At 42.0% G+C, this 23,165-nt stretch carries 19 protein-coding genes and 1 riboswitch; of the genes, 14 read left to right on the top strand and 5 right to left on the bottom strand.

The window, feature by feature from the left end:
* Positions 1 to 61: 61 nt before the first annotated feature.
* The gene (gene lysC, locus KO511_RS19085; protein WP_215988973.1) at positions 62 to 1,414 is read right to left on the bottom strand and encodes a lysine-sensitive aspartokinase 3; all 1,353 of its coding nucleotides are present in this window, start codon (positions 1,412 to 1,414) and stop codon (positions 62 to 64) included.
* A gap of 87 nt (positions 1,415 to 1,501) precedes the next feature.
* A riboswitch (Lysine riboswitch) is annotated at positions 1,502 to 1,679 on the bottom strand.
* 205 nt (positions 1,680 to 1,884) lie between these two features.
* Between lysC and KO511_RS19080 the strand changes: the two genes are divergently transcribed.
* Entirely contained in the window at positions 1,885 to 3,006 is a 1,122-nt protein-coding gene (locus KO511_RS19080) for a pyridoxal-phosphate-dependent aminotransferase family protein (RefSeq protein ID WP_215988994.1), read from the top strand.
* A gap of 57 nt (positions 3,007 to 3,063) precedes the next feature.
* Here KO511_RS19080 and KO511_RS19075 read toward each other — a convergent pair whose 3' ends face one another.
* From KO511_RS19075 to KO511_RS19060, 4 genes are all read right to left on the bottom strand, one after another.
* Positions 3,064 to 4,839 carry a PglL family O-oligosaccharyltransferase gene (locus tag KO511_RS19075; protein WP_215988972.1) on the bottom strand — a complete coding sequence of 592 codons (1,776 nt, stop codon included), beginning with the start codon at positions 4,837 to 4,839 and terminating at the stop codon, positions 3,064 to 3,066.
* A 62-nt stretch (positions 4,840 to 4,901) separates the two neighbouring features.
* On the bottom strand, positions 4,902 to 7,724 hold the full coding sequence (uvrA, locus tag KO511_RS19070) for an excinuclease ABC subunit UvrA (RefSeq protein WP_215988971.1): 2,823 nt from the start codon (positions 7,722 to 7,724) through the stop codon (positions 4,902 to 4,904).
* Between the two features lie 284 nt (positions 7,725 to 8,008).
* A complete protein-coding gene (gene galU, locus KO511_RS19065) occupies positions 8,009 to 8,887 on the bottom strand; it encodes a UTP--glucose-1-phosphate uridylyltransferase GalU (protein WP_215988970.1) in 879 nt (292 codons plus the stop codon).
* A gap of 106 nt (positions 8,888 to 8,993) precedes the next feature.
* Positions 8,994 to 9,641, bottom strand: coding sequence for a LuxR C-terminal-related transcriptional regulator (locus KO511_RS19060; protein WP_215988969.1), 648 nt, complete (start codon positions 9,639 to 9,641; stop codon positions 8,994 to 8,996).
* Positions 9,642 to 9,911: 270 nt separating this feature from the next.
* On the opposite strand from KO511_RS19060, the gene KO511_RS19055 reads away from it, so the two are divergent.
* The 13 genes from KO511_RS19055 to KO511_RS18995 all read left to right on the top strand — a co-directional run bounded on the left by KO511_RS19055 (position 9,912) and on the right by KO511_RS18995 (position 23,116).
* Positions 9,912 to 10,460: a single-stranded DNA-binding protein gene (locus tag KO511_RS19055; protein ID WP_215988968.1), complete on the top strand. Its 549-nt coding sequence runs from the start codon at positions 9,912 to 9,914 to the stop codon at positions 10,458 to 10,460.
* Between the two features lie 153 nt (positions 10,461 to 10,613).
* On the top strand, positions 10,614 to 12,629 hold the full coding sequence (gene csrD, locus KO511_RS19050; protein WP_215988967.1) for an RNase E specificity factor CsrD: 2,016 nt from the start codon (positions 10,614 to 10,616) through the stop codon (positions 12,627 to 12,629).
* On the top strand, positions 12,626 to 14,065 hold the full coding sequence (locus tag KO511_RS19045) for an MSHA biogenesis protein MshI (RefSeq protein ID WP_215988966.1): 1,440 nt from the start codon (positions 12,626 to 12,628) through the stop codon (positions 14,063 to 14,065). The genes csrD and KO511_RS19045 overlap by 4 nt, the downstream gene beginning before the upstream one ends.
* Complete coding sequence (gene gspM, locus KO511_RS19040) at positions 14,065 to 14,715, top strand: type II secretion system protein GspM (RefSeq protein ID WP_215988965.1); 651 nt, start codon at positions 14,065 to 14,067, stop codon at positions 14,713 to 14,715. Before KO511_RS19045 ends, gspM begins: the two co-directional genes overlap by 1 nt.
* Positions 14,708 to 15,031, top strand: a complete 324-nt coding sequence (locus tag KO511_RS19035) for an MSHA biogenesis protein MshK (protein ID WP_215988964.1) — start codon at positions 14,708 to 14,710, stop codon at positions 15,029 to 15,031. Before gspM ends, KO511_RS19035 begins: the two co-directional genes overlap by 8 nt.
* 15 nt (positions 15,032 to 15,046) lie before the next feature.
* Positions 15,047 to 16,675: a pilus (MSHA type) biogenesis protein MshL gene (gene mshL, locus KO511_RS19030; RefSeq protein WP_215988963.1), complete on the top strand. Its 1,629-nt coding sequence runs from the start codon at positions 15,047 to 15,049 to the stop codon at positions 16,673 to 16,675.
* 6 nt (positions 16,676 to 16,681) lie between these two features.
* Entirely contained in the window at positions 16,682 to 17,527 is an 846-nt protein-coding gene (locus tag KO511_RS19025; protein WP_215988962.1) for an ExeA family protein, read from the top strand.
* Complete coding sequence (locus tag KO511_RS19020; protein ID WP_215988961.1) at positions 17,524 to 18,576, top strand: tetratricopeptide repeat protein; 1,053 nt, start codon at positions 17,524 to 17,526, stop codon at positions 18,574 to 18,576. Before KO511_RS19025 ends, KO511_RS19020 begins: the two co-directional genes overlap by 4 nt.
* Entirely contained in the window at positions 18,566 to 20,290 is a 1,725-nt protein-coding gene (locus KO511_RS19015; protein WP_215988960.1) for a GspE/PulE family protein, read from the top strand. The genes KO511_RS19020 and KO511_RS19015 overlap by 11 nt, the downstream gene beginning before the upstream one ends.
* Positions 20,291 to 20,298: 8 nt before the next feature.
* Positions 20,299 to 21,519 carry a type II secretion system F family protein gene (locus KO511_RS19010; RefSeq protein ID WP_215988959.1) on the top strand — a complete coding sequence of 407 codons (1,221 nt, stop codon included), beginning with the start codon at positions 20,299 to 20,301 and terminating at the stop codon, positions 21,517 to 21,519.
* A complete protein-coding gene (locus KO511_RS19005) occupies positions 21,503 to 21,976 on the top strand; it encodes an MSHA biogenesis protein MshF (protein ID WP_252724450.1) in 474 nt (157 codons plus the stop codon). The genes KO511_RS19010 and KO511_RS19005 overlap by 17 nt, the downstream gene beginning before the upstream one ends.
* Positions 21,977 to 22,057: 81 nt before the next feature.
* The gene (locus KO511_RS19000) at positions 22,058 to 22,630 is read left to right on the top strand and encodes a prepilin-type N-terminal cleavage/methylation domain-containing protein (protein ID WP_215988958.1); all 573 of its coding nucleotides are present in this window, start codon (positions 22,058 to 22,060) and stop codon (positions 22,628 to 22,630) included.
* 30 nt (positions 22,631 to 22,660) lie between these two features.
* Positions 22,661 to 23,116 carry a type II secretion system protein gene (locus KO511_RS18995; protein WP_215988992.1) on the top strand — a complete coding sequence of 152 codons (456 nt, stop codon included), beginning with the start codon at positions 22,661 to 22,663 and terminating at the stop codon, positions 23,114 to 23,116.
* Positions 23,117 to 23,165 lie beyond the last annotated feature (49 nt).

The raw sequence follows: 23,165 nt of genomic DNA, 5'->3' as shown, positions 1-23,165 counted from the left end.
ACGATTATTTTGTATTTAAGGGTTGATATATGATTCAACCCTTAAGGTAGTATGTCAACCTTTATTGCTCGAATAATTGGTTATGTAGCTTTTGAATGGCTAACTTAGAGTCAGCTTCATTGACTAAAAAACATAGATTGTGAGGACTTGCTCCATAGCAGATCATTCTTAGGTTAAATGCCTCAAGGGTTCCAAAAACTTGTTTGGCGTAGCCTTTACTCTCACTCATATTATTGCCGATTAGAGCAACAAGACATAAATTCTGCTCTACCTCAACACTACATAACTCTTCAAGCTCGGAACGGACTTCATGAGGCAGTTGAGGCGAACCTCCGGCTGTGTCAGTTTGGTCAAGTGTTAGGCTGACACTAATTTCCGATGTTGTAATTAAGTCAACGGAGATTTTATGTTTTGCCAGAATCTCAAACACTTTGGCCAGAAAGCCGTAGGCGTGAAACATACGAGCGCTACGTAGAGTAACCATAGTTTGATTACAGCGAAGGGCTAATGCTCTGAATAAAGGTGAGTTATCTACTTGATGACGAATCCATGTCCCCCCTTGTTCCGGTTGTTTTGATGAGCCGACAAATACGGGGATCTCATGGCGAAGTGCGGGAACAAGAGTTGAAGGGTGAAGTATTTTAGCCCCAAAGTTTGCCATTTCTGACGCTTCACTAAAGCTTATCTCTGCTATAGGGGAAGCCTCAGGGGCAATACGTGGATCGGTGGTGTAAATACCAGGTACGTCTGTCCATATTTCCAAACCCTTGGCTTCGACCGCTTCTGCGATTAAGGCTGCACTATAATCGCTTCCTCCACGTCCCAATGTAGTCGTATTTCCTTGCTCATCTGAGCCAATAAACCCTTGGGTAACAACGATATGTTCTTGGCACAAAGGTACTAATTTTGACTGAGCAAGGTTGTAAATCGTGTCAAGTTCGGGCTCTGCTTTACCAAAGGCACTATCTGTTCGTAGCGCATCACGTATATCAAATCGTTTGGCATTGATTCCGCGCTCTTGCATGAGTTTGGTCAGTAAATGGGTAGACATGAGTTCACCACAAGCAACAAGATGATCAGTCAGTTTTTTGCTTGGTTGAATAGAAGCAGCTTCTGCTAAACTCGTTACTGTATTAAGGATTTCATATATATCACTGGCAGTTTTTGTTGCGTTATTGAGCTGACTAAGTACGCCGTCATGAATAGTGGCGAGTTTGATTAGGATAGTGTTACGTTGCTCGTTATCCGACACTCCATTTGCTAATTCAACTAATAAGTTGGTGACTCCAGAACATGCACTAATGACGACAAGTTTAGTGTGTGGTCTTTGTTCAATAATGGCCGCGCAGCGACTCATGGCCTCAAAATTAGCCACACTGGTTCCACCAAACTTAGCAACATTAAAATTGCTCACAGTATTTCTCCCAAAACTTCCTGAAAATGAATAGTAATCCTTTGCTTGAAGAGAGAATGAGCGAGTCGAGGAGCTTATTGTTAGGGCGACCTCAGAAGCTCTTCACCAGACTGAGCTGGTGACAGTTGATGGGACTCAACCCAAGTCAACCGACAGATCAAATCCACAATATTGATCTACCTCGGCACTACTCCCCCTCAGTGTTATGTATTGGAGTTGTGGCCCCACAAAACACCTACCTGGGTAGTGCTCCTCTTCTGCAAAATGCATAAATACAGTGATAATAAGCACCGTACCTCTTGCATTGAACGTGTTTATGACCGGTTTGTCAATGGAAACGTTAGTGGGCTAAAAACTGAAGTTGTGATGAGAACTTATGATTTGAATATTGGGTAAATTGCCGTACTGGTTAATATGTTTTATGGTGAGAGTCAATCTTTGTGAAATACACAGCTTTTAAGGAACGAATGATGACGATTCAAAGCTTTATCCCACCACGGCGTATACTCATGGGCCCTGGTCCCTCTGAGATTTCACCTCAAGTTTTACAAGCTCTGAGTCGCCCAACGATTGGTCATCTGGATCCGCTTTTTATTCAGATGATGGACGAAGTTAAGCATCTCCTTAAATACGCATTCCAAACCCAAAATGACTTTACAATTGCAATATCAGCCCCTGGAAGTGCAGGGATGGAAGCATGCTTTGTGAATTTAATTGAGCCTGGCGATAAAGTCATAGTGTGTCGCAATGGTGTGTTTGGTGAGCGGATGCGTGAGAATGTTGTGCGTGTTGGCGGTATTGCTGTTGTAGTTGATGATAATTGGGGTAATGCTGTTTCTTTAGATAAAGTAGAGCAAGCGCTGAGAGAACATCCTGATACTAAAATACTGGCTTTTGTTCACGCGGAAACATCAACAGGGGCGCAGAGTGATGCCGAGGCTTTAGGGAAATTAGCCAAGGTACATGGCGTTCTGACTATTGTTGATGCCGTTACGTCACTTGCGGGAATACCTCTCAAAGTTGATGAATGGCAGTTAGACGCGGTCTATTCAGGCAGCCAAAAGTGCTTGTCTTGTGTTCCAGGATTATCCCCTGTTACTTTTTCATCCCTTGCGATTGATAAGATTCAAGCGAGGCGCACGCCAGTACAAAGTTGGTTTCTGGACCAAAGTTTAGTGTTAGATTATTGGAGTGGGGACGGTAAGCGCAGCTATCATCACACAGCACCAGTCAATAGCCTCTATGCTTTGCATGAGTCACTGATTATGCTGCAAAATGAAGGACTTGAAAATGCATGGCGACGTCACAAAGAGATGCATAATAAACTCAGGTTAGGTCTTGATAAATTGGGCTTTGAATTTGTCGTCAATACTGATATACGTCTGCCTCAGCTTAATGCTGTATTTATTCCACAAGGTATTGATGAGGCTAAGGTACGAAGCCATTTGCTGAATTTTTACAATTTGGAAATAGGGGCGGGCTTAGGTGCGTTGGCAGGTAAAGCTTGGCGGATCGGCATTATGGGTTATGGCGCGAGAAATGAAAATGTCGCCTTGTGTTTAAGAGCCTTAGAAGAGGCTATAACCCCATAAATCGAGTTTACGATTTGAGGCGGCATATATTGCCGCCGGATTTATTTTGGTAACAGTTTACTTTGGTAACTGGTTGATATCTGGCTTGAGCGCATCAAGATTTGGTGCAATATACTGTATGCTCATAAAATCACGGTTGGGGAATAAATATTGTGCCTCAGTACGTATTTGTTCTGCTCGCTCGGTGTCACCCAAGCCTTGATAGGCAATAATTAAGTTATTGTAAAAGGCTGGTCTTGGTTTTTCTCTAATGATATTCAACGACCAATCTATATAAGGCTGAATATATTTAGCTTCTTTTAAGTGCAGACCAATATTGAGGTAAGTGCTATAAATATCCCAGTCGTATCTATCTTTCCATATTATTGGATTAGTCACTTGTTTTAGGAGTTGTGGGTCTTTTGTTGCTGAGGTCTCGAATTTAGTCAGTATATAGTTGGTATGTAGGCCGGTGAGCATATAAAAACTAACTAGGATAGGGACTACCAAACTCATCACTCTAAGTAACGTTGAGGTAATTAATGTAATATTTGTCGTGCGGTATGAACGAGCTCTTTGGTCAACCCAAAACAGCAAAATGACAAATGTTATCCAATGGATTGCGGAATGATAGAAGGGGTACTCTAACTGGCTATGTAAGATTAATGGAACAAATAAAGCAAGCATAGCAAGCCGGGTACCTTGCTTGGCATTATAGATCCTAAGCAACACGATTAGGGCAGCAATTATTATCGCCAAAACGGGTAATAGTCCGCCTTCAACGCCCCAATAAAGTAATTCGTTATGAGGATGATCTAATGATGCCATACCTGGTTTATAGTTTGGATTGAGCTGATGTTGGCGTGCGGTATAAGTGATGTATTCTGGTTCAAACCGACCATAACCGTAACCAGTAAAGGGCTTTTCAATCAACATATCCATAGCTTGTGGTAAGAAGAGTGACCTAGCCTTATCGCTTAATTGTACCTTATCATTTACAATAGCACTTCCATCTGTTGTAAAATTAACGCTGCTACCAATAATCAACCCCATTGAAATTGATATAACCCAGCCCCAAAATCGTTTGGATGTTGCAAATCGATATAAATACGGCAGTAGGAAAAGCACTGAAAGAAAAGCGCTCAACCAGCCAGTTCGAGAAGCGAGAAATAATAGCAATGGAACAGTAATTACTGGCATTAAATAGAGAAGTATAACTTCACTTAATTGAATGTGATATTTCTTCGGATGCTTGGTGAGTAAATACCCTGATAGAGCAAGACCTGTAGCAAGAAAGCTGGCCATAACGTTTGGTTGCTGAAAAATGCCATAGGGACGATTTTCAATAGTGTTGTAGCCAAACCAATTATTTGGCTCGAGAATAAGATATTGCAACCAGCCCAATATGGCCTGGATGAATACTGCAATAGTAATAAACCATAGTAAGCGCTGCTTTTGTTTGTTACTAAAGCGAAATTGTTGGAGAATAAAGAACAGTATCAAACCAGACCAAAGTCCAATGAGTCGCTCCTGGGCAAGGGAAAAGTCTGACTTGGGATATATTATGGGCAAGGTTAATAATGCGCAGCAAAGAAAAAGACCGACGGTGAGCTTGTTATACCTGATGAACCCTTGGGTACCTATCTGATACAAACCGATAGCTATAGAGATAGATACAGCTATCCACGTTGTACTATTGAAAGAGAGTGCCAGTCCTGCCCCTCCTGGGTTAGGCGTGAAGATATGCATACCGATTAGAAAAATAACAGCAATAGAGGCAAGAAAGGGTTTGGTCAGTGGCAGCTTAGGTTTCTGGGGTTCTAAGCTTGTTCCTGTTAGATGAGTGCTTGCCATTAGTTGTCGTATCCTCAAAAGATAGCAGACCATAGTTGGTCTGCTGCTCTTACTATTTTTGCTTATTTTAACATAGGCTTGAGAAATCTTGCTGTGTGCGAGCCAGTTATTTTTGATACCTCTTCTGGTGTACCTTGAGCAATAATTTCTCCACCTCCTTGTCCGCCTTCCGGCCCTAAATCGATAATCCAATCAGAGGTTTTGATTACGTCAAGGTTATGCTCGATAACGACCACGGTATTACCATGATCTCTTAAGCGATGAAGAACGACCATTAATTGTTGAATATCATGAAAATGCAAACCTGTTGTGGGTTCATCCAATATATACAGTGTTTTACCCGTATCTCGTTTGGAAAGCTCCCTAGCCAGCTTTACTCGTTGGGCCTCTCCACCTGATAAAGTTGTTGCAGCTTGGCCAAGACGAATATAAGAGAGCCCTACATCGATAAGAGTTTGCAGCTTTCTGGCGATGACAGGAACAGGATCAAAGAACGTACGCGCATCTTCTACTGTCATGCCTAATACTTGATCAATCGACTTACCTTTATAATGAACCTCTAATGTCTCTCGATTATAGCGTTTACCTTTACAAACATCACAAGGGACGTACACATCGGGAAGAAAATGCATCTCAACCTTTATAACCCCATCGCCTTGGCAAGCTTCACATCGACCTCCGCGAACGTTAAAACTAAATCGCCCTGGTTTATAGCCTCGAGAACGGGACTCTTGCGTGCCTGCAAACAATTCTCTAATTGGAGTGAAAATACCGGTGTAAGTCGCTGGATTTGAGCGCGGGGTGCGGCCTATTGGACTCTGATCAATATCGATAACTTTGTCAAAATGTTCTAGACCAATGACTTTTTGGTAGGGTGCTGGTGTGGCGGTTGTTGCCCCATTGAGTTGAGTATGGGCAATTTGATAGAAAGTATCATTAATAAGAGTTGATTTTCCTGACCCAGATACACCGGTAATACAGCTAAATAAACCGACTGGGATTTCTAGTGTGACATTTTTTAGGTTATTGCCCGTCGCACCAATAAGCTTAACAACTTTATTGTTATCTTTGGGTGTGCGATGGTTTGGTATAGTGATTTCTTTTTTACCACTCAGGTATTGTCCTGTTAGAGATCTTGGCGTTGCTATAATGTCTTCTACAGAGCCTTGTGCAACGACTTCTCCGCCATGAATACCTGCGCCTGGGCCGATATCAATGACATGATCTGCTATTTTTATAGCATCTTCATCATGCTCTACGACTAACACTGTATTACCTAAATCGCGTAGGTGCGTTAATGTTTTTAATAGACGTTCGTTATCACGCTGATGAAGCCCAATTGAAGGTTCATCAAGGACATACATGACACCAACTAAGCCTGCACCAATTTGGCTGGCAAGCCTAATACGTTGAGCTTCACCACCAGAGAGCGTTTCAGCACTACGAGATAGGTTAAGATAGTTTAGGCCGACATTAACTAAAAATTGCAGGCGGTCATTGATCTCTTTCATCACCTTATCAGCAATTTGTGCACGTTGGCCTTCCAATTGCAGTGATTCAAAGAAGTTGAGGGTATCGGCGATGCTGAGTTCGACAATCTCAGGTAAAGTAGTATCTCCAATGAAAACATTGCGAGCTTCAAGCCTTAGCCGGCTGCCATTACAACTATTACAAGTACGTGTTGAAATATATTTGGCGAGATCTTCTCTTACGGAATTTGATTCAGTATCACGGTATCTGCGTTCTAGATTATTGAGTATGCCTTCAAACGGATGGCGCTTAACTCGTATATCCCCCCTGTCATTGATATACTTAAACTCTATTTCTATTCGTCCGGATCCTTTGAGGATCATGTCTCGAACTTTATTTGATAGAGACTTAAAGGGGACTTTAAGGTCAAACTTGAAGTGTTCAGATAATGAAGAGAGCATCTGAAAGTAATAATAGTTTTTCTGATCCCAGCCACGTATGGCACCTTCTGCGAGGCTTAAACTGTCATCGACTATGACTCTTTGGGGATCAAAGTATTGTTGAACACCTAACCCGTCGCAGGTATGGCAAGCACCTGCTGGGTTATTAAATGAGAATAATCTTGGTTCGAGCTCTTGCATACTATACCCACAGTGTGGGCACGCAAAATTAGCGGAAAAAATAATTTCTTCTTCATCACCGTCCATAGGCGAAACTACGACAATACCTCCTGATAACTCGAGAGCCGTCTCAAATGATTCAGCGAGTCTTTGCTGTAAATCTTTGCGTACTTTGAAACGATCCACGACAACGTCAATGGTATGTTTCTTGTGGAGCTCTAACGTGGGGGGATCGGATAAGTCACAGGTCTCACCATCTATTCGAGCTCGAATAAAGCCCTGCGCGGCTAAATTTTCAAGTGTTTTAACATGTTCGCCTTTGCGCTCTTTAATGATGGGGGCAAGGAGCATCATCTTAGAACCTTCAGGGAGTTCGAGGACTTTATCGACCATTTGTGAAATAGTTTGGGCACTTAATGGAGCCTGATGTTCGGGGCAGCGAGGCTCACCCACACGTGCATAAAGCAAACGAAGGTAGTCGTATACTTCTGTAATCGTACCTACTGTCGAGCGAGGGTTATGAGAGGTTGATTTTTGCTCAATAGAAATGGCTGGAGATAAACCTTCAATATGATCGACATCTGGCTTTTCCATTAATGAAAGAAATTGGCGTGCGTAGGCTGAAAGAGATTCCACATAACGACGCTGGCCTTCGGCATAAAGGGTATCAAATGCAAGTGATGATTTGCCTGAGCCAGATAACCCGGTGATAACGATAAGCTTGTCACGTGGAATTGTCAGGTTAACATTTTTTAAATTATGGGTGCGTGCGCCGCGAATGTCGATCTTATCCATTACTGTCGCTCAATGTAAAAATAAGTGGGCTAAGTATTACATAGAGTTAAGGGTCTTCATAGAAGTGCTGGATAAAAAAACAGTACAAGGTCACTATGTTGATTGGAAACTCCAGCGTTTAGATAGTTAGAGTTTGTTGGATGCCTGAGCTAATGTTTACAGCTGTGATGGCATCAGTATTGAGAGGTATTTTGCTTAGAGTGACTAGGCAGAAAACCTCTCTGATTGATTTAAGTACTTTTATCTTAAACGAAAATTAACCGCAAAAATTCAATCAACCTTTATTATTCTTGGGCTTCTTTTGTTGTCGACTGTTTACCGAGCTCTGACTTTTTCGTGTCTTTGAGATATAGGTTTTCAAAACAGTAATTGGTCGCTTCTATATAGCCTTCAACACTGCCACAGTCAAAACGCTTACCTTTAAATTTATATGCGAGTACACAACCTGCTTGAGCCTGTTTTAATAAAGCGTCCGTGATTTGGATTTCTCCACCTTTACCTGGCTGTGTATTTTCGATCAGTTCGAAAATGTCAGGTGTCAGGATATAACGGCCGATAATTGCTAAGTTGCTTGGCGCAGTTCCTGCTTCTGGCTTTTCAACCATATCGTCTACACGATAAATATTATCTTTAATCATTTCTCCAGAAATGACCCCATATTTATGCGTTTCATCAGTGGGAACTTCTTGGACAGCGACAATTGAGCAGCGGAATTGTTTAAATAGTGCCACCATCTGCGCCAATACGCCTTCTTGCTCGTTAACACATAAGTCATCAGCTAAAACAACAGCAAAAGGCTCATCACCGATTAATTCACGTCCAGTTAATATCGCGTGGCCTAATCCTTTCATCTCACGTTGGCGAATGTAAGTAAAATTAGCGCTATCTATAATATCTCGAATATCGACTAGGAGGTCTTCCTTATTAGTGCCGCTAATCTGATGCTCCAACTCATAATTTTTATCAAAATGATCCATGATTGAGTGCTTACCGCGGCCTGTAACGATACACATACCGTTCATACCCGCTTGAATCGCCTCTTCAACCCCATATTCAATTAAGGGTTTGTTAACGATTGGCATCATTTCTTTTGGCATTGACTTAGTCGCTGGAAGAAATCGAGTACCATAGCCAGCCGCCGGAAAGAGGCATTTTTTTATCATGTTCATACCTGTATCAATGAATAGATTATATTGTTGGCGCAACCTTAACATTTTTTCACTTAATGGATAAATTGTAATGAGCGTATTTTTACTTGTTCGCTCACAATTAAGACAGCATATGCTGATTTGCCCAAGCAATGGCTTGCACCCTATTTTTGACTGATAGCTTTTTAAATATTTGATACAGATGTGACTTAACTGTAAATTCGCTGATAAACAGATCATCCGCAATTTGCATATTTGAAGCACCTGTTTTTAGGCACCTTAGAATTTGAATTTCACGAGAGGTCAGATCAACAGTTGCAGGAGATGTTTGACTCAATACTACATGGCGATAGTAGTGAATAAGCTGTGCGGTAACTTTGCGGGGTAGCCAGTTTTCACTATTGATCACTTCTTCGCATCCTCGAGCTATCGATTCTATGGGCTCGTGGCGATAAAACAATGCTTTTATATTGCCAAAACACAGCAACTCTTCGGTTGTTAACCGTTTTTCGACATTAAATAAAATGGTTTCAAATATCTTGTTTGATAAAGGCAGATCGCGGATTTGGTTGTGGAGTGATTGATAATATTGATGATCTATCATTAATATTTTATGTTTGTGTAACTGCATCGCATACATGAGGTCACCAGGCTCGATACGTGGAATATCAATGCATATCAGTCTTTGAATACGTTCGATAACAGGGTCGTTTTGCTTTTTTTTCTCTGTTAGAAAATAAATGGTTCGGGTGTAAATATTTTTTGTCATAATTTTTGATGTTGTGTAATTGAGACATATGAGCAGAGTGAAGGAGAATGATTAATAGTGCTAACTCTAGTTATAACATTGCGTTTGATTTCATATTAATAGGTAAACTTTAGATCTATCAGTCACGTAATGACGAGTATTTACTCTAATAATAGTGTCTGGGTAGTGGCAGAAGAGAGTCATGGCGAGGATTGCAATTTGTTCACGGACTAAAGCGTGTTATCCTTGTGGGCTATTGTGTTAATGAATGAATTTTAAACGGAGCGAATCATGGCGAGCCGTGGAGTCAACAAAGTTATTTTAGTCGGTAATCTGGGTTCTGATCCAGAGGTGCGTTATATGCCAAGTGGTGGCGCTGTTGCAAACATTACGATTGCAACATCTGAGAGTTGGCGCGATAAAACCACAGGTGAACAGCGTGAAAAAACAGAATGGCATCGAGTATCTTTGTTTGGTAAATTAGCTGAAGTTGCTGGTGAGTATCTGCGTAAAGGCTCTCAAGTCTATATCGAAGGGCAATTGCAGACTCGTAAGTGGCAAGATCAGAGTGGCCAAGACCGTTATTCAACTGAAGTTGTTGTACAAGGGTTTAATGGTGTAATGCAAATGTTGGGTGGCCGTGCTCAAGGCAGTGCGCCTGCTCAAGCAATGGGTCAGCCTCAGCAGCAAGGAAGTTGGGGGCAACCTCAGCAGCCAGCTATGCAGCAAAATCAGCCACCTCAAGCGCAGCAGAACTATTCACAGCCCCAACAACAAAGTCCAAGTCAGCCTCAATATAATGAGCCACCAATGGATTTTGATGACGACATCCCATTCTAACTCGAAGAGTCTTGAAAAAAGCCGCGAATTTCGCGGCTTTTTTATATAGTTAAAACAATAAACTTGCCAGCGAGTAACGCCATCTGTTATTTCTGTTTAATCGATGGTTAGAGCCTTGGATATTTTACTCCCATGAAAAGGAATTCATTACCTATGAGGTATACACCTACCTTAAAGCTAAGTACTCGTCTGGTTGCTTTTGTTACGCTAATTGTCATTAGTGCTATGTTTATCCTATTTTTAGGCGGGACACTTTCATTTAAACGCTTGGGGCAAGAGTATCTTGAACATTCATTGCAAGGTATTGTTGAAGTGTTAGATAAGGAAATGGAAGATCCAGAGGCGGCTGATTCTCTGCAGCGCTGGATGCCTAAAATGTTACGAGCTTCGAATATTATTGAAATGGAGCTTTTATCTGATAACGGCATTATTTACCGCTATAAAGATACGTCGTCAACCATCGATCCAGCTTTACTCTTTGATACTGTGTATCAATTAAAGCGTAATCCCGATTATCGCCTCCATTTTAGAGCTGTTCCTCCATACATCGGTTATGGATATTCTCTTGAAGCTTTATGGTCTATAACTTTGGCTGTAATTTTGATCGTATTTTGTCTTATTCGCGGTGTGAAATGGTTAAAAGAGCAGTTAGAGGGTTCTGAGCTGCTTGAAGAGCGTGGCAGAATGATTCTCGCAGGTCGTGTGGAAGCATATGCCAAAGGAGATATTAAAGAGTGGCCGTATACGGCAAGTGAAGCTTTAGACAGCTTAATTGAGGAGTTGCAGGATGCTCGTCAAGAGCGAAGCCGCTTTGATACCTTTATTAGGACGCAAACTTTTTTGGATCAACTTACAGGTACTGCTAATCGTGTGTTGTTTGACAGCAAGTTAGAAGCCACTTTGTCTGAGCAAGGGTCTCATGGCGGTGTATTGTTGCTGCGTATTGATGATTGGGAACAATTAAGGGAAGAGTCAGGCAAGCAAGCGGCAGATGACTTCATAATTAGCGTGGGTGAAAGCCTAAATAATATTATTCAACGTTATCCTGACGTAATTTTGTCACGATACTATGGGTCTGACTTTGCTATTTTCGCTCCTCATCTGAGTGGGACAGATGTATCAAAAATAGCTTTAAGTAGCCTTAATCAGTTAACTAAACTGCAAGCTCCAGCGCCACTAGAAAAAGATAATTGGGTGCATATCGGTATTACTATGTATCGGGAAGGAGAGATTCAGGAGCGCATACTGGGTGAAGCGGAAACTGCGCTAAAAAGTGCCCAGTTACAGAGAGTCAATACATGGAACAAGTTTAAGAAGCACCAATACCATGATGAGGAGCGTGGTAATGTTCGCTGGCGAACTTTATTTGATTTAACTATTCAGGCCGATAAATTGGTTATTTATTATCAACCCTGCTACACCTTTGATTCTAAAAAAGAGAGACTTCTCGATCATAATGAGATTTTTGTCAGATTAAATGAACCTGATAAGGGACTAATTAAAGCCTCGCGATTTAACTCTGCGATTGAGTCTGTTGGCTATGAAGCAGTATTAGATCGTGAAGTATTCTCCTCGGTAATCAACTTTCTAAAAGTATCATCTGTGGGAATGTGTTACGCTGTTAATATTCATGTAGTTCCATTTGCTGATAGAAGTTATCTAAAATGGTTTCAGTATGAGCTACTACAATTAACCTCAGGACAGAGAAAGTTGTTAGTGTTTGAATTTGCTGAGGCAAGACTTGTTAAACACTTAGACTATATGAGGCCAGTGATAAAAATGCTTGCTGGATTGGGTTGTAGAATAGCGGTTGGACAAGCTGGGCGATCGATTGTGAGTACTCACTACTTGAAAGATCTTCCAGTTGATTTTTTAAAGTTGCATAGAAGTTTAGTGAAGCAAATCGATCAGCGTGATGAAAACCAACTTTTTGTCCGCAGCCTATTAGGGGCGAGTGAAGGATTAAAAACACAAGTTATTGCGGTTGGGGTCGATAGCAAGCAGGAATTTAAAACCATGATGCGTTTAGGTGTGCAAGGTGTTCAAGGACGATATTTTCAACCTGAGCAGCAGTTGTTACCTGAAGCAGAACCAGAAACAAAAGCAGTGGCGGCCAGTCAAGTTCGCATTGGACGTCGTAACCGATGGCGAAAAGTTAATGGTAAATGAACATTCAATCTTTGATCGGAAAATTTAAACGTAATAATCAGGCCCGTAACACACTGACGGTTGTTATACAGCCAAGTGAACTGTATTTTTCTCAGCTAACTGACGTCGATATTCCCTCTAAGGTGTCGGTCGGGGATACTTCATGGCAAAGTGTTCTTCGTCGTTGTCTAGGTGATATTGAACTCTCTCATTTGACACTTGATGTTGTACTCAATTCAAAACTCTATCAGACATATCAAATTGACAAGCCCAATATACCACCAGCAGAGTTGAGTGGTGCTTTACCTTTTCTACTCAAAGACCTAATTAGTGAGAAAGTAACGGATATTATTGCTGATGCTGCAGAATTGCCAGGAGGAAATAAACTCCAAGTCTATGTGGTTGTAAAGAGTCTCATTATTGAGTTACAGCAGATGCTTTTGGCATTGGATGTTCAACTTGGTCGTGTGCTAGTTGAAGATGAGGTTTGGGGTGTCTCAGCAGCAGAGCTTGGCAGTTTTTTACTATTGCAGCGCAGCAAACAACGTAGCTTTCGAGTTAGTGCATTTGTCGATAATCACTGCGCCTTTCAGCGAACCATGCGAGGTATTGCGTCACCATTAACTGGTGTTGCCACCAGTGTCCTACAGTTAGATGGCATTGCTCTTGAACTGCAACGATCGATTGATTATTTATCATCACAACTGAGAGGAAGCTCTCTACATAAAATGAAAGTGTGTTGTGATGAAGAAGAGTTGCAAGAGTTGGTTGAAGCATTAAACGAGCGTCTTAATGTGAATGTTGAAAGTCTAACTGATGAGCAATGTGATTCAGGAGAGGTGCTGATAAAATTTGTATCTCAGTTAGGCGAAAATGCGATTAACCTTTACCCTGATTCGATTAAACCAAAAACAGAACATTTAACGTTAGCAAATATTGTAATAGGTTGGGCGGTAGTTGGTGGTTTTTTACTTACCATGTCTGGTTACCTATATTTTCAACATGATCAACTAAGCGATGAACTTGAACATTTTACTGAGCAACAACAGCAAGTGGAGCAAAAGTTAATAGAGCTAAACAAACGCCTTGCGAAGCATAAACCATCTGCGGCAAAGATGGCGGTTGTTGAAAGACTGAAAGCCGATATTAAAGGTAAGCGTGCTTCATTAAAAGCGGTGGCTGAGTTTGATGAATCTCAACAGATGGGATATTCAGGTGTGATGAAAGCCTTGGCAAAGTTAGGCCGGCAGGATATCTCTCTTAGCAGTATTTTTATTGATGCTAATACTATGGATTTACAAGGCCTGGCGCGAGAACCTAAATCTATCCCTAACTGGGTTAGCCAGTTTCAATCCGATATTAACCTTTTGGGGCGCACTTTTGAGCAATTGCGGATAGGGCGTAATGATCAAGATATCGTTACTTTCGAGCTTATCACTCAACGGGAGAATAAGTGATGAATCGAGTATGGGATCAACTGGGTAATAAATTTAGCGAACTGAATCAAAGGGAAAAAGTTCTCTTGGCAATATGTGGTTTGGTCGTGGTTGTTCTTACTATTTCAGCTTGGTTGATCGAGCCTACACTTAAATCTAACCATGAGTTAAAGCGTCAAGTGATGCTCACTTCACAAAATCTTCAGAGTCTAGAAGCAGATATATTGGTAGTTACTGCTAAGCTAAAAAAAGATCCTAATGAAAATCTAAACATGGAGTATAAGAAATTACTTATTGAGAGTCAGCGGTTATCAGAAAAATTGGCTCTTATGATAGAGAGCTTTATTTCACCAAGTCTGATGGCGGAATTACTAGAGGGTGTTTTAGGAGAAACTCAAGGTCTTAAGCTGGTTCTTTTAGAGTCGTTAAAGGCTCAGCCGATTGTGGGAGGCGTTGATAACCAAACTCAAACAGAGTATTACGTCCACCCTGTGAAGATAGAACTAACAGGTAGCTATTTTTCAATTCTAACTTATCTGAAAACGTTGGAATCTATGCCAGTCCATTACTACTGGAACAGCTTTAGCTACAAAGTAGAAACCTATCCAAATGCACGAGTAATTCTTGAAGTATATACCTTGGGTACAAGGCAGGAGTTTATCGGTGGTTAGAGTATTGAGCGCTGTATTTTTGGTTTATTCATCATTGGTAAATAGTTCCCAAGATCCAACAGCACCATTGGGTTGGCAAAAACCTGATTCAACGGAATCCAGAAATAAGAAGGTGCAACAGCCATTACCTAAACTCCAAAGTATTGTTTGTCTTAATCATGATAAATGCCAAGCGGTATTGAGTGGCAATGTGGTCATTGTCGGTGAGTCGGTTAATGGCTTTAAAGTCAGCCGTATAGAACCTCAAATGGTTACCCTCTCACGAGGGAATAAGCAATGGAAACTCGAATTTTTTACTCTGGATATCAAATATTAAGGTGATTTGGAATATATGCGTAAGCTCGTTATAGCAGTTGTTGTTGCGTTATTAACAGGTTGTTCAATGGGGCATAGAGACCCCGTTGAAATAAAAGAGACGCTCAACGAAGCAATCAATGAGAACGGTGGTCACGGTTTACAGCAACTGCCACCTTCGGTTGAAGCAGATTTAATGCCGGAACTTGATCACGCCGGTTTGACAGAATCGAAAACGGTGAAACGCTTTCGAGTCCATGCTAATGAGGTTGACGCAAAGGCCTTTTTTACCAGTTTAGTTAAGGGTACAGAGTACAGTATGGCTTTGCATCCTGATGTATCTGGCAGTATAACGGTCAATTTATTAGATGTCTCTTTAGACGAAGTTTTGTCTGTTATTCGTGATCTGTATGGTTATCAAGTTGAGCGAAACGGTAAGGTTATTCAGATATATCCTGCGGGGCTTAGAACGGTAACCATACCGGTTGACTACTTACAATTTAAGCGCAGTGGTCGTTCTAATACCTTTATTACCACAGGCACTATTACCAATAGTGATTCTTCGAGCTCTTCCTCTAGTAGCTCGGATACATCCACAACGAGTTCTTCCTCTAACAGCTCATCTAAAGGAGGAACGGAAATCGAAACCACCAGTGAAAGTGATTTTTGGCCGCAGTTAGAACAGGCGGTCAGCCAGCTTATTGGTTCGGGTGAAGGTCAAAGTGTGGTGATAACTCCCCAAGCAGGGATCATTACAATTAGAGCTTTTCCTGATCAAATTCGCGAGGTACAAAATTTTATAGGAATGTCTCAACAAAGATTGCACAGGCAGGTGATTCTTGAGGCTAAAATTCTGGAAGTTACCTTGAGTGACGGATATCAGCAGGGGATTGACTGGTCAAAGGCTTTTACATCCGGTGGAACTAATTACACTTTAGGTCAAGGAAGTCCAACTACCCCAGTGCCTGATTTGCCGGGCTTAGACTCTATAGGAACTTTGCTTGGTGGCCCTGGTAATTTAGTGATATCCAGTGGTAGCTTCGATGCTGTGATTAGTTTCATGTCCACACAAGGTGACCTCAATGTACTGTCTAGCCCGAGAGTGACGGCATCGAATAACCAAAAAGCAGTCATTAAAGTAGGAAACGACAGCTATTATGTGACAGATTTTTCTAGTAATACTAGCAGTGGAACGACGGCCTCAGATACGTCAACAGACATAGAACTTACTCCATTTTTCTCTGGTATTTCCTTAGATGTTACGCCGCAAATAGATAACGATGGCAGTGTTTTATTGCATGTACACCCCGCTGTGATTGATGTTAAAGAAGAAACCAAAGATATTACTAATGGTACCGATAAGGTTACTTTACCTGTAGCGACGAGCTCGATTCGTGAGTCTGACTCAGTGATAAGAGCGCGTGATGGTGATGTGGTTATCATTGGTGGCTTGATGAAGTCAAACACGTTTGATCAAACCTCAAAGGTGCCTTTTTTCGGCGATTTACCAGGTCTTGGCTACTTGTTCCGTAACACAACTCAATATACTGAAAAAACGGAACTTGTCATTTTACTAAAGCCAACCATAGTTGGTGTTAACACTTGGCAAAAAGAACTTGAACGTTCCAGAGATTTGTTGGAAGAGTGGTTCCCAGATGAGCAGTAATGGCCTATGTATCTTGAGTATTTTGATTTAACGCAATTTCCTTTTCATCTAACACCTAATACTGAATTATTTTTGGGTTTGGAGCCTCATTATGAGGCTATTCAAACTGTCTACTCTGCCATACAAATGGGAGAAGGTTTAATCAAAGTGACGGGGGAAGTTGGTACAGGTAAAACTATGGTGTGTCGAATTTTAGTCAATCAACTGGATGAAGAATTTCAGTTAGTTTACCTACCTAACTCTGCGCTCAATGGTGATGAGCTGCGTCGGGCAATTGCTGCTGAGCTCGAAGTGACGGTTTCTGATTCAACGAATCTGGTTGGCGATATCCAGTCTAAACTTATAGAACTTGCCCGAACTGGTTCGCAGGTCGTGGTATTTGTTGATGAAGCTCAGGCTCTCAGTGATGAGGCGCTGGAAGTGCTGAGATTATTCGGTAATTTGGAAACTGAGCACAGTAAGCTGTTACAGATAGTACTGTTTGGCCAACCAGAATTGGATAAACGTCTAGAGCAGCATCACCTTCGCCAGTTGAGGCAGAGAGTTACTTTCAGTGCTCAGTTAAGGGGATTAACGCTGTCTGAAGCAGTTGCTTATATCGATAATAGGCTTCAAAAGTCTAATTCTGAGGTAGAGTTATTTACTTTGGCTAATAAGAAAGCTATTTGGAAAGCGAGCCGCGGTATACCAAGGTTGATTAACCAAATATGCCACAAGTGTTTAGTACTAGCGTGTAGCCAAGGGAGTGCGATGGTTAATAATCAGCATGTATTTAATGCCATTCATGATACTTATGATAGCTGTAAGCCAAGGTTTAAAAGCCCACTTTTATGGGGATGGGGTATATCATGAGTAAGATTAATAATGCGCTTTCTAAATTGTCGAAACAGGTCTCAAATCAACAACCTGAGTTAGTATCAAAAGCGCATATACAACCGATTAAGCAGCTAAAAGTGTTACCTTGGATTATTGGTAGCTTTACTCTCAGCCTTGCGGTTGGGGGGTGGACTTTGTCTACTCAGGCACCATTGGAAGTCCCACCCCAAATTCCCACGGATAAAGTACAATCGACGACTGTTACTTTATCTCCTACATCAAAATCTTCAGTGAGTACAGAGGTCATTTACACACCCCTGCCACGAGTTCAAGTGCCTGAAGTGAAAAATCAGCGGGAAATCAAGGCTGAAGGTCCAAATGTTAAAGCTCCTGTGCTACTGGCGAGTCAGGGTGGTGCGCAGCAAAAAGTCAAACAAACACCGTTTATCAAGGCATCGGCAGGTGAGATGATCATTCATCAGGTTGAACTGTCGCCAAGGCAATTAGCAGAAAAAGCTCAATATAGGGCAAGTAAAGCACTCGACAACAACAATCTCGACCAAGCTTTGGATGAATACCAAGTTGCCCTTCGCTATGTACCACATAACATTGAAGTGCGAAAGAAATTATCGGCTTTGTATTATGGGAAAGGTGATGCCAGAAAGGCCGTTGAGATATTGAATAAAGGTATTCAAATTGATAAAGAATCGGCGGTACTTAGAATGTCTCTTGCTAAGTTGCTCATTAAAGAGAAGCAAAATGATGCGGCATTGACAGCATTAGTTTATGTCCCTGAGCAGGCATCTGTGGATTACATATCGTTACGAGCCGCATTGGCTCAGAAATCTCATCATAATGACATTGCTCTTAATAGCTATCAGACTTTAGTTTCTTTGGAGCCAAATTCAGGCCGCTGGTGGCTTGGTTTGGGGATACAGCAAGAACGTGCATTGGATTTGTCTAGTGCTGAACAGGCATATCAACAAGCTTTGAATAAACTGGGTTTGTCCAACCAGTCTCAACAGTTTATTCGCGACCGTTTGGCTTTGATCCGTCACTTAGAGGAACAACCAGATGCAAATTAAACTTAGAAAACGTCTTGGTGACTTGTTAGTTGAAGAGGGGATTATTAGCGAGTCTCAAGTAGAAGAGGCATTATCTGCCCAAAAAAATTCAGGTCGGAAGTTAGGTTCAACACTGATTGAGCTGGGTTTTTTGACTGAACACCAGATGCTGAGCTTTCTTTCTCAGCAGCTTGACGTACCACTGATTGATTTAGCCAGGGCGCATGTTGATGTGGATGCGGTTCAGGTTTTGCCAGAGGTTCATGCGCGTCGATTACGTGCTATGGTGATCGGCCGTCAGGAAAACACGCTTAGGGTTGCGATGAGTGACCCTGCGGATCTGTCCTCTCAAGAAGCATTACTTGATCAATTGGCACAATACACGGTCGAATTTGTCATTACACCTGAGAAACAATTAGTGGATGGTTTTGATCGCTATTATCGTCGTACAAAAGAAATAGCGTCATTCGCCGAGCAGTTGCAGGCAGAGCATCAGGTTACCGACTCATTTGATTTCAATATTGAGGACGAAGATAGTGATGAAGTCACCGTTGTAAAGCTGATTAATTCCTTGTTTGAAGATGCGATTCAAGTTGCGGCATCGGATATCCACATTGAGCCTGATGCTGACGTTTTGCGTTTGCGTCAGCGTATTGATGGTGTTTTACATGAAACGCTATTAAATGAGGTTAATGTCGCCCCAGCTTTGGTATTGAGACTCAAGCTAATGGCTAATTTGGACATCTCAGAGAAGCGTTTGCCTCAAGATGGACGTTTCAACATTCGTGCTAAGGGGCAATCGGTTGATATTCGTATGTCAACCATGCCAGTTCAGCATGGTGAATCTGTTGTGATGCGCTTGCTCAATCAGTCAACAGGGGTACGTAAACTTGAGGAATCAGGTCTTCCTGAACATATATTAGTCCGCTTAAGAAGGCAATTAAAACGGCCACACGGAATGATACTGGTTACTGGGCCAACTGGTTCAGGGAAAACCACGACTTTGTATGGTGCTTTGACGGAACTCAATCAGCCAGGTAAAAAAATTATTACCGTTGAGGATCCTGTCGAATATCGTTTATCCCGTGTAAATCAAGTTCAGGTTAACCCTAAAATCAACCTCGATTTTGCCACTATTCTACGAAGCTTTCTTCGCCAAGATCCTGACATTATTTTAGTGGGGGAGATGCGTGATAAAGAAACGGTTGAAATTGGTTTGCGGGCAGCGCTAACAGGCCATTTAGTATTGAGTACCTTACATACCAATGATGCTGTAGATAGCGCTTTGCGTATGATGGATATGGGGGCGCCAGGTTATCTTGTTGCTAGCGCGGTACGTGCCGTGGTCGCTCAACGATTAGTTCGTAAAGTCTGTCAGGACTGTAAAATAGATGACCGGCTAGAAGAGGCTAAAAAGCAATGGTTAGCACAGCGCTTTCCAAACCAAGAGCAAGCCTCATTTGTGAAAGGTAGAGGTTGCCAAAACTGTAATCTTACCGGTTATCAAGGAAGGATAGGGGTATTTGAAATGCTTGAACTTGAGCACGATATGATGGATATGCTACGAGCGGGGGATGCGGTAGGGTTTGCTTCAACTGCTCGCCAAGCTGAAAGTTACAAACCTTTGCTGGCATCAGCTATGGAACTTGCTTTGCAAGGTGTTGTTAGCTTGGATGAAGTGATGGCGCTTGGTGAAGGTGATGCTTCAGGCTCTGTTGAAGCAATTTATTTGTAGGTTAAGTGATGCCAGTTTTTCGCTATGAGGGAAGAAATCTTGATGGCTCTGCTGTGACAGGGCAGGTTGATGCTACCAACGAAGAAGCTGCGGCTGAATCTTTGATTAACAAAGGTGTTATACCTACTGTCATCACTTTGGGGGGAGGCGGTAGCGCCTTAAATTTTGACCTTAAAGCTTTATTAACACCTTCTATTCCACTCGAAGTTTTGGTGATTTTTTGTCGCCAACTCTACAGCTTAACTAAAGCTGGAGTCCCACTTCTTCGTTCGATGAAAGGACTGACGCAAAACAGTGCCAACAAACAGCTTAAAGAGGCTTTAGAAGAGGTTGCTCATGAACTAACCAATGGTCGTGGTTTGTCAGCTTCGATGCAAATGCATCCTAAGGTGTTTAGCCCTCTATTTGTTTCATTAATCCACGTAGGTGAAAACACAGGTCGTTTGGATCAAGCTTTGCTTCAACTGGCAAATTATTATGAGCTGGAAGTGGAAACTCGTAAACGGATCAAAACCGCAATGCGTTACCCAACTTTTGTGATCAGTTTTATTCTCGTTGCGCTATTTGTTCTTAATGTGAAAGTGATTCCTCAGTTTGCGAGCATGTTTTCCCGTTTTGGCGTTGATTTACCTCTACCAACAAGGATTATCATTACCACATCTGATTTTTTTGTTAATTACTGGGCCTTAATTTTAGGTGTGATGATTGGAGTCCTATTTGGCTTTAAAACTTGGCAACGCACACCTAATGGTCAGGAGAAATGGGATAAATTTCGTCTGCGCATGCCAATCATTGGTGATTTGGTCAATCGAGCCCAATTATCTCGCTTTTCTCGCACATTTGCTTTGATGCTAAAAGCGGGTGTTCCGCTCAATCAGTCATTAGCGCTTTCGGCTGAAGCTTTGGAAAACAAGTTTCTAGAAAATCGTTTGCTGGAGATGAAATCGTCTATTGAGGCTGGTGGCACTATTTCATCAACTGCAAGTAATAGTCAGGTTTTTACGCCGTTAGTATTGCAAATGCTATCTGTGGGAGAAGAAACCGGGCGGATAGATGAACTACTATTAGAGGCAGCAGACTTTTATGATCGTGAAGTTGATTATGATCTTAAAACGCTAACGGCGCGAATAGAGCCTATATTATTAGTAGTAGTGGCTGGTATGGTGTTGATTCTTGCTTTGGGTATATTCCTTCCGATGTGGGGAATGTTAGATGCTGTTCAGGGCTAATATTGCCATGGTTCCGGACAGATTTCGACTGGTCATTTGGTTAGTAGCAATCAGCATTTTACTTTTGAGTTTGTTTAGTGTGGTAGAAAAACTGCAAGCAGATATGGGGGAAACGGCATTTCTGCTTGCGAGTAAAAGGATCATTGAAAGGGCAGGCTTTTATAAACAGCAGTGGGTGTTAAAGGGGCAGCCAGAGCAGCTAGACATAGATAGGCAAAAAATCCTCTTTTCATCCAATGGCTGGGTGCTGCCGATAGGTGAAGATAGGACTTCAAGCTGCCAGTTTTGGTTTGCGTTACTTTATCCAAAACAGAGGGTACTCGATGAAACCCCAGTACGCGTAGTTGAGTCTTCTGAGTTAGATAATTATCGCTGTAACTATATTTTTGCTCAAGGCAAGCAAATTCAGGTTCAGTTAGTAGAAGGTAAGTTTAGCGTTGATACTGATAATGACTAGAGTAAAGAACGTAAACATTCTTGTTGGTTATATTTGGCGCGTTAAGTATAATGCGCGCCGCTAGATGGCGAGTTGATAATTATGCTAAGTAAGCAGTCGGGTTTCTCTTTGGTTGAGCTGGTAGTGGTTATTGTAATTGTCGGTTTATTAGCAGTGGCAGCCTTGCCGCGCTTTTTAGATGTGACAGACAGCGCTAAAAAAGCCAGCGTAGAAGGTGTAGCGGGAGGCTATGCCACTGGAGTCTTGTCTGCGCGTGCGCAGTGGGAAGCTGAGTCTCGCCCTTCAGTTACGGTTAATACAGAAATTTATAATAGTGTTAATTATGATGGCGTCGAGTTTTGGCTCACGCGAGCTAAAAACAGCAGTGACACGGACACAGGGTTTCGTGATGGCTATCCGTGGGCAGTTAAAACAAATAACAGCAGCTTCCCAACAAATCTGACTAATCAGATTTGTGTCGAGCTGATGGAGAATTTATTGCAAAACTCTCCAGGCGTGGAGAGCGCAGATAACTCCGGTGATAACGACAATATTAAATATTCGGCTCAGGCTGAGAGTAATGAACGTTGTACTTATATCCAAAAAGTTGGTGGTGTAGACAATCAGTTTGTTTATGAGATTAAGACGGGACGCGTGATTGTCACGCTGCAATAACGCGCCAATGCATAAAGAGAGATTAAGATGATGAAAAAACAAGGTGGTTTTACCCTAATTGAATTAGTGGTGGTAATTGTGATTTTAGGGATATTGGCGGTAACCGCAGCACCTCGCTTTCTTAGCCTCCAAGGGGATGCTCGTGAGGCATCTCTACAAGGGTTAAAAGGCGCAATGGATGGTGCGGCTGGTATTGTCTACGGAAAAGCGGCGATAGAAGGACTAGATACAGTCTCTTCTGCAACAAATGTTACTGCTGGGAGTACAACGGTTAGTACTATTTTTGGTTATCCAACGGCTGATGCTGCAGGTATTGGCGCTGCAGTTACGGGGTTAACCACTGATTGGGCTGTGGCTGCTAGTGTACCTAACACTTCTATTTCCTACGGGTTTTCAGGCTCCCCGTCCTCGACTTGCGCTGTGACCTATACTCAAGCAACCTCAGTGTCTGCTGCTACATCAACCGTGGATGATAGTGGTTGCTAATCAATCTAGAACAAGGCCAGGGCAGTGACACTGGCCTTACTAATCTATA

The organism is Vibrio hepatarius, from assembly GCF_018860525.1.
Classification (GTDB): Bacteria; Pseudomonadota; Gammaproteobacteria; order Enterobacterales; family Vibrionaceae; genus Vibrio; species Vibrio hepatarius_B.
The sequence above is the reverse complement of the archived record's forward strand: the minus strand, read 5'-3'. Positions and strand labels throughout refer to the sequence as shown.